The sequence below is a fragment of the Frankia casuarinae genome, from assembly GCF_000013345.1.
Lineage (GTDB): Bacteria > Actinomycetota > Actinomycetes > Frankiales > Frankiaceae > Frankia > Frankia casuarinae.
The window spans coordinates 4,824,971-4,838,962 of sequence record NC_007777.1; the positions used below are offsets into that span (position 1 = coordinate 4,824,971).

The following is a 13,992-nucleotide window of genomic DNA, read 5'->3' on the forward strand; positions in this document are numbered from 1 at the left end:
CGATGCACCACTCGTCGCACGCCGGGTCCGGCATCACCCAGGCTACGGCCGTCGAAGCCCGGACATCTCTTACCCGCAGTTACCTTCAGGTATTACCCGCAGTTACCTTCAGGTAGCTCCAGCGGTCGGGGCGGGGGGCGTCCGCTCCGGGCCTCCCGCTCCGGGCCTCCCAGTCCGAACGGCATGCCGCGACCGCCGGGCGCTGGCCGGTTCCGGGAGCGTTCCGGTCCTTGCCGGAGTCGTCACCGGAGTCGTCACCGGAGCCGTCAAGGCCTACCCGAAGAGAAGCCGGCACATCCCGGCACCCTCAGGCGATGAAGCGGATAAATTTAAGCAATATGGATAAATCAGGACAATGCTGCCTTCGGACCACCGGACGCGACATACTCCTCGATCCACGGGTACAGCTCGGGGCCAAGGTCGGCGCGCTCGCACGCGAGCCGGATGACGGCCTTCAGGTAGTCCACCCGGTCACCGGTGTCGTACCGCCGACCCGTGAAGATCACCCCGTGCACGGGCTCGGCGGCAGTGTCGGTGCCGGCGTCCCCCGCGGCACCGGCCGGTTCGACCGCCCGTAGCGCCAGGATCCGCAGGGCGTCGGTGAGCTGGATCTCCCCGCCCCGTCCCGGCTCGGTCCGCCGCAGGACGTCGAAGATCGTCGGCGAGAGGATGTACCGCCCGATGATCGCCAGATTGCTCGGGGCCTGCGCGACCGGTGGCTTCTCGACCAGGTCACGGATCCGCACGATCCCGTACCGGTCGTCGGCACTGCCGGTGCCGGCACTGGTGCCGACGGACTCCACCGTGGCGACGCCGTAGAGGGAGACCTGGTCCTCGGGCACCTCCATCAGGGCGATGACGCTGCCCCCGAAGCGGCGCTGCACGGCAAGCATCTCCTCGAGCAGCAGGTCCCGCTCGTCGATGAGATCGTCACCGAGGAGGACAGCGAACGGCTCGTTTCCCACGTGCGCCGCCGCGCAGAGCACGGCATGACCGAGCCCACGCGGCGACTGCTGGCGGACCGAGTGGACCTCGGCCAGTTCCGCCGACACCCGGACCCGACGGAGACGAAGATCGTCACCCTTCCGTTCGAGGGCCGCCTCGATGTCCGCCTCACGATCGAAATGATCCTCGATCGCCTTTTTCGTGCGGCTTGTGACAAGCAGGACATCGCGCAGGCCGGCGCGGGACGCCTCCTCGACGACGTATTCGATAGCCGGCCTGTCGACGACCGGCAGCATCTCCTTGGGGACGGCCTTCGTCGCCGGCAGGAAGCGGGTCCCCAGACCCGCGGCTGGAATGACCGCCTTCGTTACTGGCATAGCCGAAACCTTAGTCGGGTCCGTGGACACGGGCACCGTCCACGGCCCCAGCACAGGCAATGCACAGCTCACGGCGGCCGCCGGTCCCGCCCGCCGCCCGCCCGGACATGCGCCGCGGGTCCGAGAACGAGCCCGCGGCACTCCGTGCCACCCGGTCCACCACCGACAACACCCCTACCGGTAACTGACAACACCTCCACCAACAATCGACAAATCACCATCAGTAACTATGGGTGCCACAATTGGTAACCTGCGCTCCCTCCGCCCGACATCACGCCCACGTTCGCGTGCCGTATGCCGCGGCAACCCCCCGCTGGCGGCCAACCTGCGGGAGGCTGTCGGTGTGCAGTGGAATGACCGGCCTCCGGGTGATCTCGACGAAGAGCTCACCGTCGAGCTGACGATCCGTCCGCATCCCGGACCGGTGTCCGGACGCGGGAGTCGGCCAGCGGACCCGGGGCGTGCCCGCCCCCGCCACGACGGTGTCGACCGAACCCCCGGCACCGGCCCCGAGGCCGGCGGCGGCTCCGGGCAGATCGCACCCGCCCTAGTCGGCGGCGCGTCGGCGCTGGGTGAGACGAGCGAGGCAGGCGAGGCCAAGGCTCGCCTGCGGGCCCGGCTACTGGTACAGCGCCGCGCATCCGTGGCCCTGCGTCGGGGCTCGCTGTCCAGGTCGGATGCGTCCCGACTGGCCAACCGCATCCAGCGGCTGCCCGAGGTGGAGGCCGCGCGGTGCGTGGCGGCGTATGTGGGGCTGCCCGGCGAGCCGGACACCGCCGAACTGCTCGATCGACTGCTGGCTCGCGGAGTGCGGGTGCTGTTGCCCGCCCTACGCGCCGATCTCGATCTGGACTTCCGGGAGCACGTCGGAACACTGGTGCCCGGCGCGCTGGGTACCCGCGAACCACCGGCGGCGGCACCCCGTGGGGTTCTCGCCGAGGCCGACGTGGTGATCATCCCGGCGCTCGCGGTCGACCGGACGGGCCGGCGTCTGGGGCGCGGTGGGGGCTCCTATGACCGGGTGCTGGCCCGGGTGGGCGCCGACGTTCCGGTGATCGCCGTCCTGCACGACCAAGAGGTTCTGGATGAGATCCCCATGGAGTCCCACGATCACAACGTGAAGATCATCATCACGCCGAGTCGTACGCTACGGTGCGAACCAACCGATGGCACCGGGGAACATCTCGGGCCCTCTACAAGCTAAAGTTGGCAGTCTCCACGTCAGAGTGCCAACTCCGGGAGGAGCACGTGCCTACCTACCAGTACCGCTGCACCGACTGCGGGCGTGACCTTGAGGCCGTACAGAGCTTCAGCGACGTATCACTGACGGAGTGCCCGGCCTGCGCCGGACGACTTCGTAAAGTGTTCGGTTCGGTGGGCGTGGTGTTCAAGGGCAGCGGCTTCTACAAGAACGACAGCCGGTCCAACTCCTCCGGCGGGTCCACGCAGCACCGCCCCAAGGACGTCGGCGACGCCACGGCCACGGGTGGCAGCAGCGAGGCGACATCCGGGGGGAGCACCAACAGCTCCGTCAGCTCGGACTCGTCGTCCTCGACCTCGTCGGGCGGCACCGCCACGGCCTCCTCGACGACGTCGACTCCGGCCTCCAGCACCGCGGCGGCCTGACCAGCCGCTGGATCCGCCCAAGGCGTCCGGGCATCTCGGCCTGGACGCCTTTGGCATGCCCGGACACCGAGCACCCAGCTCCTCCCCGCCGCGGCTCACCCACCGGCCCCCGGATGCGGTAACCGGGAGATGCCGGCGAGGGTTTCCAGATCTTGCGTCACACCATGACCTTGGAAGCCATCTCTTCAGGCCCGGCTACGGCCAGCCCGGAGTTCGGACTTACTCATCTAACGGAAGCCCTTCCGCCCCACTGGCGGCGTTTTTCGGCCACCCTGAACCGGCCGCGCCACCGGGGTGGCCCGGAGCCGCTGGTGCCGACAGATCTGACCTGATGCGGTGGCCTCGGCCGATGGCCGGGACGCCTACTGTTTGCGCCGCCGATAGTGCTCCACGATCCAGGCGTCTACCTCTCGCTTGCGCCAAACCCGGGTGCCTTTGGCACCGCTACCCATCGGCGCGTTGATGACCTGCAAGGGCGCCGGAAACCGGGAGTCCTTGCGTGTCCAGTAGTCCACCGCCTGGCGAGTGATCTTGAGTTGGAACGCGATGTCCCCGATGCCGACCAACTGCTCACCGTCGTCCACGCGGAACATCGTAACCACTTTGCTCTTCCTCAAGAACCTCGCTAGGGTCTAATTTGCTGAGTAGCAAATAGATGGAGGAGGAAACCATGCCCCCCACCCCGCGCCGCCTGGATGAGGTCCGGGCGCTGTTAGACCGGGACGAGGACTACGACGAAGATCCGGTCGGCGATCCGCCGATCACGGTGAGCCGCTACCGGGCGTCGATACGGGCGCTCCTGGCCGCCCGGGTACCGGAGCCCGGGATACTCGCTTCTGCCTGGTCCCAGCGGGAGACGGATGCCTTCCTGGCGGGAAGCCGGGCGACCCTGCGCCTGGTCGTCGAGATAATCGGGCACGCCCTAGCGGCGGCACCCACCGGAGACGGCAGCGGCGGCGTAGATTGACCGGCGGCGAGCGGGCGGCCAAGCGGCCGGGTGGCCGGGTGGCCGCCCGCTCGGTAGCATGCCGGCGGCCATCGGGAAGTAATAAGCACACTCCGGGCAGCCCGCCGAACAACGGCCGGCCCTAACCCGTACCCGGCCGGAGTCCAATCCCGCATCCAATCCTGCAAACGATTCACCCGAAGCACTGTCGGGATCGCGACACCAGACCGCGGCACCAGGCCGTATCCCGCGCCGGGACCTCCGTTGCGAACAACCTGCGCCACACGAGGGGAAGATCATGGGGGCCACAGAGCCGCACGACGACAAGCTGTTCGACGACGAACGCGAGATCGGTTGGGGTGACGAGTCATTGTCCGAGGAAGAGGACCCGGACATCGAACGACTCCTCGCCGATCTTCCACCGCACCACGTCGACCGCTGATCCGGCGGCGAACCCACTCGTCACCACCAGCCCCCGCCACCAGGGCGAGAAAGTGCACCACTCGGCACTTTCCTGGCGCAATTATGGGGCGCCGGGTGCGGTTTGCCAGGAACGATCCGTGCCGGGTACCCAGCCAGCGGGGCGGCGTCCGCGCAGTTGGGCAGGACGTGAACGGGCAACCCGAGCCTGTCCTGGAGGACCCGCGCCGCTGATACCGCACGGGCGGAGAATTCTCACTCACGGTGATGATTGTGGGACGTGTCACCGCCGGGAGGAGCCTCGGTTCGAATTCCAGTCGGCGGTTGGCGCCGGTATCTCACCGAATCCCAATCCGACGACCGGCTCCGGCCCAGGTACCGTAGGGGGGTACCTGGACGGGAAGGCGCGATGGATGCACGGCTACACCAACACCAAGGACGATTACACCGCTCGGCTTCGCCGCATCGAAGGCCAGGTCCGGGGGCTACAGCGCATGATTGCCGAGGACAAGTACTGCATCGACATCCTCACCCAGGTCTCGGCGACGACCCGGGCGTTACAGTCGGTCGCCCTCGGGCTCCTCGAGGACCATCTGACGCACTGCGTGACGCACGCCGCCGCCGAAGGCGGTCCGGTGGCCGACGAGAAGATCCGGGAGGCGTCGGCCGCGATCGCGCGGCTCGTTCGGTCCTGACCACGGCGGTTGCGGTGAAGGCGGTTGCGGTGAGACGACGGACATCGCTTTCGAGGTTCGTCGAGGTCCCCGGGTCGGGTGCTGCGCAGGTCATCCTCGCCTGTTCACCTTCACGGAATATGCCTCCTGGATCTCGCAGGTTACGCCGGACGGCCCCGGACCGGGGCCTGCCGGATGGCGTCGGCCGGGTAGCGTCGGCCGGGTGACGAGCGAGACCGACGGCACCGCGGTGCCCGCCAACGGTGCGGTCGACCGCACCGCGTCGGTGCAACGGATCTGGCTGGACGACCGGTCCTGGGTCGACGTCACGCGCGGATGGCTACGCGAGGCCGACCAGCTGTACGAGACCCTGCATGCCGAGATCCCCTGGCGACAGGGAACCATGTGGCGTTACGAACGCCACGTCACCGAACCACGGATGAGCGCCTGGATCCCGCGGGGTCGGCCGGTCGCCTTTCCCGCCCTGCTCGACGCCTACCGGACCCTGCGGCGGACCTACGGCGTGGAGTTCGACGGCTTTGGCCTGTCGCTGTACCGGGACGGAGCCGACGGCGTCGCCTTCCACCGGGACCGCGAGATGCGCTGGCTCGACGACACGGTGATCGCCATCCTCACCCTCGGTGCCCGGCGACCGTTCCTGATCAAGTCTCGCCACCTGCCGCCCGGCCGACGGATCCTCAACGACCCGGAGGCATCCGGCGCTCGCGACCTCTCCCCGGCCGGCGGTGATCTGATCGTGCTGGGAGGTCGGGCCCAAGCCGACTGGCTGCACGCGGTGCCCAGGGTCCCGGAGCACGTCGCCGGACGCATCTCGGTCCAGTGGCGATGGACGTCCCGGACGGGCCGCCCGGAACAGGGCCCCGGTTACGGCGCCGCGCGCCACTTCTCGCGATAGCCGCCGCCTGCCGGCTCCCCGAGGCATCCTCACCTGCCCGCACCCGCGGCACCACCACCAGCAGCAGGCCGGACATCACGAGGAACGCGACCAACCCGGCCGGTCACCGGGCGGGCCGGTCACCGGGCGGGTCAGTCACAGGGCGGGTCGTAGTGCCGGTGACCGAGGTAGGTCCGCCACTGCTCCCGATTGATGCGGCCCTCGGCCCTGGCACAGATCTCGTCCTCGGCCGCGAGCAGGTCGAGCTGCCAGAGACGGACGGCGTCACCGGCTACGACTGCGAGGACGCCCTCATGTCCCAGAGGTCCGAAGACCGTCGCCGTCGGCGCGGTGCCGACCGGCAGGGTGGCCCGCTGCACCGGCCGGGATGGTGAGCGCATGTCCCAGAGCGTTACCTGACCGGCCGGGGTACTGACAGCGAGGACCCGCCCGTCGGCGGAGAGCGCGATCGAACCGGCCTGGCCTGGCCGGCTCGCGATGGCGGTGAGGCGGTGCAGTCCCCGGGGGCTGTCCAGCCCATAGATCTCCGTCAGCGAGCCGCCGTCGGAGGTACTCGCCACGGCGAGCCACCGGCCGTCCGGGCTGACGAGGAGCTTGCGGACAGTGGCGGGGGCGGTCAGCTGGGCCCGGCGGCGCGGTTGCCCGGCAGCGGTCACATCCCAGACGGAGAGATGGCCTACCCCCCCGACCGCGAGCGAGTCGCCGTCGGGGGTGAAGGCGAGGCTGGTGACCTCCGCCGGCTGGGGCAGCTCGGCGAGGGCGCGAGGATTCTGCGGATGGCCGATGTCCCAGAGACGGACGACGCGATCGGCGCCCGCCGAGGCCAGGGTTCGACCATCCCCGCTCACCGCGACGCTCGCCACCGCACCCGTGTGTCCCCGCAACTCGGCGAGCAGACTCACCCGTTGACCGGTGTTGATCGCCGACTGAAGGTCACCGTCGTCCGTGGACCCGGGCTGGGCCAGCCGCCATAACCGGATCACCCCGTCCGTCCCCGCCGTCACCATGATCGTGGACGCCCGCACACCCGTGGCCGGACCGGATGCGGGTATCAGCGCGACGGCGAGCAGGCCCTTCACCGCGGCCGCCGGGGCGACCCCGGCCGCGAGGGGGCTGCGATCTCCCATGGCCGCGGCCACCGCGGGCAGGTCGGTGATGTAGCGCACCCGGCCAGGGCCGATGATGTTCCACACCGACCCGCCGAAGTCACCGACGATGATCAGATATCGACCATCCGGGGTGATCAGCAGATCGCGGATCGCTCCCGTCGCCGGCCCGATCTGCCGGATGCTCGCATTGACCAGCGCCTCCGCCGCAGCCGAGGTCGGAGCCATGCGGTAGGCCGAGACGGCGAGTTGGCCGGCGAGATCCGGTTCCCGGTCGAGAAGGCGCATCGCGCCACGGGCCGCCTCACGCGACGTGGCCGCCGCGCTGCGCTCCCGCAGCGTATCGACGATCACAACGGTCGAGAGGACGAGCACCGAGACCGCCACGCCGATCGAGAGCACGCGTCGAAGCCACCCGCGGTCCAGGTGATCCCGCGGTGACGATGGTGATGACAAGGCGGAGACATTCCCGGTGCCCTCCTGGACGTAGCTTGCGCGCGCTCTCGCGGCCGCGGTGGGCAGTGGGGCGGGCACACCGGCCAGAGCGGCCGACGGACCGGGAGACGACGGAGCGGGAGACGACGGACCGGGAGACGACGGACGCATCCGCGGTTCTGCTCCGGTACGGACGGCGCCGAGGGCGACCGCGGCGGCCGGCGGGACGGCCGTGATCTCCGCGGCCGGCGGGACGGCCGTGATCTCCGCGGCCGGCCCGGTCCCGAGCACGGTCACGGTTTCGAGTACGGTCACGGTTTCGAGCACGATCTCGAGGCCGTGGATGGCACCGATGGCAGGAGCGGCGAGGTCGCTCGTGCCTACGACCTCCGGTTTCGTCTCGGACTCGACCGTCCGCCTCGTCTGCACCGGCACCAGCGTCTCGATGACACCCGCCGGCAGGGCGAGACGCCGGGTGGGTTCGACCGCCGGCTCCGCCTCGCTTCGTGTCGGATAGGCCATCAGCTGTTCGAGCAGTTCGGCCGCGGCCGGCCGGCGCTTCGGGTCCTTGCGCATCGCCGCCGCGACCAGCTCTCGCAGCTCCGGGCAGAACACGGACAGGTCGGGTTCCGCGTAGACGGCCCGCTGCAGCAGGACCCGGGGCGTTCCGGCACCGAATGGCGGCCGGCCGGTCGCGGCGAACAACAGCATGCCGCCCCAGGTAAAGACATCCGATGCGACGGTGGCGGTCTGCCCGAGAGCCTGTTCGGGCGTTATGAACGCAAGTGTTCCGATACCGGACGGCGGTCCGCCCGGATTATTGATGCTTACCGCATTCATCGCTCGGAAGAGCCCGAAGTCAACCAGCCGCACTCCCTGCCCGGAAAGAACCACATTGATAGGCTTCAGGTCGCCGAGGAAAATTTCCAATTCGTGCAGTGCGGCCAGAGCCGTCGCCAGCCCGACGGCGAGCCGGTAGGTGTCTGGTCCGGACAACGCTGCGCCGCCGGCGACGGTTGCGGCGAGAGTCGGAGCGTCGATGAACTCCGCGACGACGTATGGGGGGCGAGCGCCCGTGTCGAGGTCGAGGATGGCGGCGAGGCAGGACGGCGCCAACCGGCGGATGTTGTCGAGGTCGACGCGCAGGCGCCGACGGAACTCTGCGTCCCGCCCGAAGGGCGCAGTAATCGTCTTGACGAGGACCGGACGCGCCTCGCCGTTACGTGCAAGAAACACTGGTCCTGTCCTGGCGTCGACCAGCTTCCGTTCAACTGTATACGGACCGATAGTCTGGAGATCAGTCCCGGTGAGCCCAGGGAGGTTGCGCCGGGATATCGCCATACGACGAAACCTCCTACGACTGCACAAACCGGCCGTGCCGGCACGGCGGCGGATCTGGTCGACAAATTCATGTTATCGGCGCGAGCCATGGGCCGGGCGCCCCCTTGTGGTGGTCGAGCACCCACACCCACGCCATCCCGCCTAATGTTGGCGGGAGGCCGGATGCCCGCCGACGGGCGTGGACGATCAGGCGTTCGTCGGCCGGGCGAAGGGCTGCAACCGGGTGACGAGTCCGCGGACCTCGGCCCCGGCCGCAGCCAGGGTCTCCTCGGCGGAGCTGCGGCTGCTGCCCTCCAGCAGGACGTCCAACGCGATCAGCCGCTCCGCGATCTCCGTCATCAGATCAAAGTCGCGAACACGCTGGTGGACCAGTTCGGCCAGCCGCTCGTTCTTCTCGAACAGCTCGACGAAGACGCTGACCTTGGCCCGGAGCAACCAGGGGTCGAAAGGCTTCGCGATGTAGTCGACCGCGCCGACAGCGTAGCCGCGGAACGCGTGATGCGGCTCGCGGTCGATCGCCGTCAGAAAGATGATCGGAGTGTCTCGGGTACGCCCCCGCTGCTTGATCCGGTGCGCTGTCTCGAAACCGTCCATCCCCGGCATCTGGACGTCCAGCAGGATCACCGCGAAGTCGTCCACCAGAAGACGCTTGAGAGCTTCCTCACCCGACGACGCCGTGACGAGATCCTGATCCAGCGAGGCGAGAATCGCCTCCAGGGCCATCAGATTGTCCGCTCGATCGTCGACCAGCAGGATCTTGCTGCGGGGCCGTTCCGTGCTCGGCCCACCTTCGCCGTCGACGGAACCGCCGGTCCGCTCGGTCACCCGCCTGCCTCCTCCTTCGCGATCGCCCTGCCGACCCGTGGTGGGCGTCGCCACCCCTACATGATCACTGATCGCTCCCGGCGGCATCTCACCACCCCACCGATAGCCACCCGAATGCGCACCATACGCGATCTGATCAATACAGATACGACCGCATCACCCCGAGGAGGTGCTCCAGATCCACGGGCTTGGTGATGTAGTCGGTGGCTCCGGCGGTGATGCTCTTCTCCCGATCTCCCGGCATGGCCTTGGCGGTCAGCACCAGGATCGGCAGGTCCGCGAACGCCGGCATGTCACGGATCATCGAGGTCGTTTCGTTGCCGTCCATGCCCGGCAACATCACATCCATCAGCACGAGGTGCACGGGCGGGGTGTCCTGCTGCAGCATACGGATCGCATCATGACCGTTGTCGGCGTAGAGGACCCGCATTCCGTACATCTCCAGCGCGCTGGTGAGCGCGAAGACGTTGCGGACGTCGTCGTCGACGACCAGCACCGTGGTGCCGACCAGGGGATCGGATCCTTCCGATCCCTCGGTCAGCGGGCGGCTGGCGGACTCGGTGGACTCGGTGGACTCGGTGAGGAACGGAGTCCCCACCGTGACGGGCTCGCTCGGCCGCCAGCCCGACGTGAAGGCCGCCGAGCCCTCCGCCGGTCCGCTGGCCGCGGCGGACCAGTGGGCGCCGCCGATCCCACCCGCGTCCCCGTGCCCGGCGGTTCCCCCCGCGCCGGGCCCGGAACGGGTCGGGGACAGGGACGAAGACGAAGACGGGGACGAGGGCGCGAGTGCCGCCGTGCCGAACCGGTCGGCGTCGGGGTTCTGCCATCCGTTCGCGGGCCCGGCATCGCGGCCGGCGGACGGCGCGGGTCCGCCACCCGGTTCCGCGTCCACTCCCTCACCCGACCGCCGCCCGAGGTACTGACCCGACGGATCGACGATCATGAGAACGTTGTCTGGCTCGCCCGGCGTGACCCCAAAGGGCGGCGTCTGCGCCGGCGGGGCCGACGGCAGGTAAAGGGTGAAGGTGCTCCCACGGCCGACCACGCTGGAGACCGCGATGGCCCCGCCCAGCAGGCGGGCGATCTCCTTGCTGATCGACAGGCCGAGCCCGGTGCCACCGTAGCGACGCGACGTCGTGCCGTCCGCCTGTTGGAACGCCTCGAAGATCATCCGAAGCTTCTCGACGGCGACCCCGATTCCGGTGTCGGTGACCGCGAACGACAACACCGTGCCCGCGGAACACAGGCTCGGCGAGAGGAAGGGCAGATCCGGCCGGGCGACGGTGACGTCCAGCCGGACGGTGCCGGTGTCGGTGAATTTCACCGCGTTCGACAGGAGGTTCTTCAGCACCTGCTGGAGGCGCTGCTCGTCGGTGACGAACTCGGCCGGCACGTCGGGAGCGAGGTTGACCTGGAATGACAGGCCCTTCTCCTCCGCCACGGGGCCGAAGACCCCGGCGACCGCGTCGCAGAGCGCCGCCGTGCGCACGGTGGTCGCATCGACGTTCATCTTGCCGGCCTCGACCTTCGACAGGTCCAGGATGTCGTTGATCAATTCGAGCAGCTCGGAACCGGCGGAGTGGATCGTCTCGGCGAAGTCGATCTGCTTGCGGGAGAGGTTACGGTCCGGGTTGTCGGCCAGCAGCTTGGCGAGGATGAGCAGACTGTTGAGCGGCGTGCGCAGCTCGTGGCTCATGTTCGCCAGGAACTCCGACTTGTACTGCGACGACAGCGCCAGCTGCTCGGCCTTCTCCTCCAACCCGATGCGGGCCAGCTCGATCTCGTGGTTCTTCTCCTCGAGCAGCGCCGCCTTCTCCTCAAGCTCGTTATTCGTCCGCTGCAGCTCGACCGACTGCGAACGCAGCTCCTGGGTGAGCCGCTGGGACTGGGCCAGCAGCTCCTCCGTCCGCGCGTTCGCCATGATCGTGTTCAGCACCACCCCGATGGTGTCGACGAGCTGGTCGACCAGGGTGAGGTGCAGCTCGGAGAACGGCGAGAACGAGGCCAGCTCGATGACGCCGAGCACCTGGTTCTCGAACACGACCGGCACGACGACCAGGTCGCACGGCGGCGCCTCACCGAGTCCGCTGCGGATGTTGAGGTAGCCGGCTGGTACGTGCTCGACTCGGATACGGTCGCGTTCCAGGGCCGCCTGCCCGATGAGTCCCTCGCCGAACAGGAAGGTGCCGTCCGAGCGGCGCCGGGGCACCGAGCCGTAGCCGGCGACGTAGCGCAGCTTGTCACCCTCGATGAAGTCGAGCAGGTAGACCGTGCCCTGCTGGGCGTTGACCGCTGGCGTCATCTCACTGATGATCATCTGGCAGACCGCGTAGAGATCGCGCTGGCCCTGCATCTTGCTGCCGATCCGGGCCAGGTTGGACTTCAGCCAGTCCTGCTGGGCGTTGACCTCGGTGGTCTCGCGCAGTCGCGCGATCATCTGGTTGATGTTGTCCTTGAGCTCGGCGACCTCGCCCTCGGCCTCCACCGAGATGGACCGGGTCAGGTCACCGCGGGTCACCGCGGTGGAGACGTCGCCGATCGCCCGCAGCTGGATGGTCAGCGTGGACGCCAGCTGGTTGACGTTGTCGGTGAGGTCCTTCCACGTTCCGGCGACTCCGGCTACGGTGGCCTGACCGCCGAGCTTGCCCTCGACGCCAACCTCCCGGCCCACCCGGGTGATCTCCGCTGCGAACGAGGAGAGCTGGTCGACCATCGTGTTGACGGTGTCCTTCAGCTCGGCGATCTCACCCTGCGCGGTCACGGTGATCTTCTGGCTCAGGTCGCCGCGGGCCACCGCCGTGGTCACCAGCGCGATGTTGCGGACCTGACTGGTCAGGTTGCCCGCCATCGAGTTCACCGACTCCGTCAGATCCCGCCACACCCCCGACACCCCGCGCACATGCGCCTGCCCGCCCAGGTTGCCCTCGGTGCCCACCTCGCGGGCGACCCGGGTCACCTCGTCCGCAAACGACGACAACTGGTCCACCATCGTGTTCAGGGTGTCCTTGAGCTCCAGGATCTCACCCTGGGCCGCCACGGTGATCTTCTGCGACAGGTCGCCGCGGGCGACGGCGGTGGCGACGAGCGCGATGTTGCGGACCTGACTGGTCAGGTTGCCCGCCATCGAGTTCACCGACTCCGTCAGGTCCCGCCACACCCCCGACACGGCCCGCACGTGCGCCTGCCCGCCCAGGTTGCCCTCCGTGCCCACCTCCCAGGCGACCCGGGTCACCTCGTCCGCAAACGACGACAACTGGTCCACCATCGTGTTCAGGGTGTGCGCGAGGCCCGCGACCTCGCCCCGGGCGTCGACGGTGATCTGCCGGGTGAGGTCGCCGCGGGCCACGGCCGCCGCGACCTCGGCGATGCTGCGAACCTGGGTGGTGAGGTTGCCGGCCATGACGTTGACCGAGTCGGTCAGGTCGCGCCAGACCCCGGAAACGCCCTTGACCTGCGCCTGGCCGCCTAGCTTGCCCTCGGTGCCGACCTCCTTGGCCATCCGGGTGACCTCGTCGGCGAACGCGGAGAGCTGGTCGACCATCGTGTTGACGGTCGACTTCAGTTCGTGGATCTCACCGCGGGCGTCCACCGTGATCTTCTGACTCAGATCACCCTGCGCAACCGCGGTGGTGACCTGAGCGATGTTACGGACCTGGCTGGTCAGGTTGCCCGCCATCGAGTTCACCGACTCGGTGAGGTCCCGCCACACCCCCGAGACGCCCTTGACCTTGGCCTGCCCGCCCAGGTTGCCCTCGGTGCCCACCTCACGGGCGACCCGGGTCACCTCGTCCGCAAACGACGACAACTGGTCCACCATCGTGTTCACCGTGGTGCCGATCCGCAGGAACTCCCCGCGCACCGGCTGGCCGGCGATCTCCAACGCCATGTGCTGGGACAGGTCCCCCTCGGCCACCGCCGCTATGACCCGCGCCACCTCGTGGGTCGGCCGGGCCAGGTCGTCGATGAGGGAGTTCACCGCCTGCGTCATGTCGGACCAGCCGCCGGGGTTGCCCAGGTCCTCCATCCGCAGGGTGAGCCGACCGTCACGGCGGATCACCTTACTGACCCGGGCCAGCTCACGCGCGTGGCGCTCCTGGATGGCGGCCAGCTCGTCGAACTTGCGCACCACGTCACCGGCGTAGCCGTCCCGCGCCGCGAGGCGGGTCGAGAAGTCGCCCTCGCACAGGCGGGTCAGCCCGTGCAGGAGATCCGCGATCAGCTCGTCGGCGGCGGCCCGCGACGCCCGAGTGTCGTCCACGGGAAGGGATGCATGGGGCACGATGGTCGCGGTAGCGTCACCGCCTGGTGCATCCAGATCATGACGAGCCGAGGGTTGCGGGTCGTATGCGGGGCTCATTGGTCTCCTACCTGAGCTCAGTCG

The 13,992-nt window shown here is 68.9% G+C and carries 11 protein-coding genes; 6 read left to right on the forward strand and 5 right to left on the reverse strand.

Going from position 1 to position 13,992, the window contains the following annotated elements:
• Window positions 1-347: 347 nt before the first annotated feature.
• The gene (locus tag FRANCCI3_RS20410; protein ID WP_023840985.1) at window positions 348-1,322 is read right to left on the reverse strand and encodes a UTP--glucose-1-phosphate uridylyltransferase; all 975 of its coding nucleotides are present in this window, start codon (window positions 1,320-1,322) and stop codon (window positions 348-350) included.
• A 343-nt stretch (window positions 1,323-1,665) separates the two neighbouring features.
• Between FRANCCI3_RS20410 and FRANCCI3_RS20415 the strand changes: the two genes are divergently transcribed.
• Together FRANCCI3_RS20415 and FRANCCI3_RS29220 are read left to right on the forward strand one after the other, a co-directional pair.
• Complete coding sequence (locus FRANCCI3_RS20415) at window positions 1,666-2,526, forward strand: 5-formyltetrahydrofolate cyclo-ligase (RefSeq protein WP_023840986.1); 861 nt, start codon at window positions 1,666-1,668, stop codon at window positions 2,524-2,526.
• Between the two features lie 44 nt (window positions 2,527-2,570).
• On the forward strand, window positions 2,571-2,948 hold the full coding sequence (locus FRANCCI3_RS29220; protein ID WP_011438412.1) for an FmdB family zinc ribbon protein: 378 nt from the start codon (window positions 2,571-2,573) through the stop codon (window positions 2,946-2,948).
• 362 nt (window positions 2,949-3,310) lie between these two features.
• Here the strand turns inward: FRANCCI3_RS29220 and FRANCCI3_RS20425 are convergent, their stop codons facing one another.
• Window positions 3,311-3,541 (reverse strand): hypothetical protein, encoded by a 231-nt coding sequence (locus FRANCCI3_RS20425; protein ID WP_173645797.1) that lies wholly within the window; start codon window positions 3,539-3,541, stop codon window positions 3,311-3,313.
• 77 nt (window positions 3,542-3,618) lie between these two features.
• Here FRANCCI3_RS20425 and FRANCCI3_RS20430 point away from each other — a divergent pair, with 77 nt between their 5' ends.
• The 4 genes from FRANCCI3_RS20430 to FRANCCI3_RS20440 all read left to right on the forward strand — a co-directional run bounded on the left by FRANCCI3_RS20430 (window position 3,619) and on the right by FRANCCI3_RS20440 (window position 5,904).
• Complete coding sequence (locus FRANCCI3_RS20430; RefSeq protein WP_023840988.1) at window positions 3,619-3,915, forward strand: hypothetical protein; 297 nt, start codon at window positions 3,619-3,621, stop codon at window positions 3,913-3,915.
• Between the two features lie 277 nt (window positions 3,916-4,192).
• Window positions 4,193-4,336: a hypothetical protein gene (locus FRANCCI3_RS27175; protein WP_023840989.1), complete on the forward strand. Its 144-nt coding sequence runs from the start codon at window positions 4,193-4,195 to the stop codon at window positions 4,334-4,336.
• 391 nt (window positions 4,337-4,727) lie between these two features.
• Window positions 4,728-5,009 carry a metal-sensitive transcriptional regulator gene (locus FRANCCI3_RS20435; protein WP_011438415.1) on the forward strand — a complete coding sequence of 94 codons (282 nt, stop codon included), beginning with the start codon at window positions 4,728-4,730 and terminating at the stop codon, window positions 5,007-5,009.
• A gap of 202 nt (window positions 5,010-5,211) precedes the next feature.
• A complete protein-coding gene (locus tag FRANCCI3_RS20440; RefSeq protein WP_011438416.1) occupies window positions 5,212-5,904 on the forward strand; it encodes an alpha-ketoglutarate-dependent dioxygenase AlkB in 693 nt (230 codons plus the stop codon).
• Between the two features lie 131 nt (window positions 5,905-6,035).
• Here FRANCCI3_RS20440 and FRANCCI3_RS20445 read toward each other — a convergent pair whose 3' ends face one another.
• From FRANCCI3_RS20445 to FRANCCI3_RS20455, 3 genes are all read right to left on the reverse strand, one after another.
• Window positions 6,036-8,786 (reverse strand): serine/threonine-protein kinase, encoded by a 2,751-nt coding sequence (locus FRANCCI3_RS20445; protein ID WP_011438417.1) that lies wholly within the window; start codon window positions 8,784-8,786, stop codon window positions 6,036-6,038.
• Window positions 8,787-8,972: 186 nt separating this feature from the next.
• Window positions 8,973-9,611 carry a response regulator gene (locus FRANCCI3_RS20450; RefSeq protein ID WP_023840991.1) on the reverse strand — a complete coding sequence of 213 codons (639 nt, stop codon included), beginning with the start codon at window positions 9,609-9,611 and terminating at the stop codon, window positions 8,973-8,975.
• Window positions 9,612-9,747: 136 nt separating this feature from the next.
• Window positions 9,748-13,968, reverse strand: coding sequence for a hybrid sensor histidine kinase/response regulator (locus tag FRANCCI3_RS20455; protein ID WP_011438419.1), 4,221 nt, complete (start codon window positions 13,966-13,968; stop codon window positions 9,748-9,750).
• Between the last annotated feature and the right edge of the window lie 24 nt (window positions 13,969-13,992).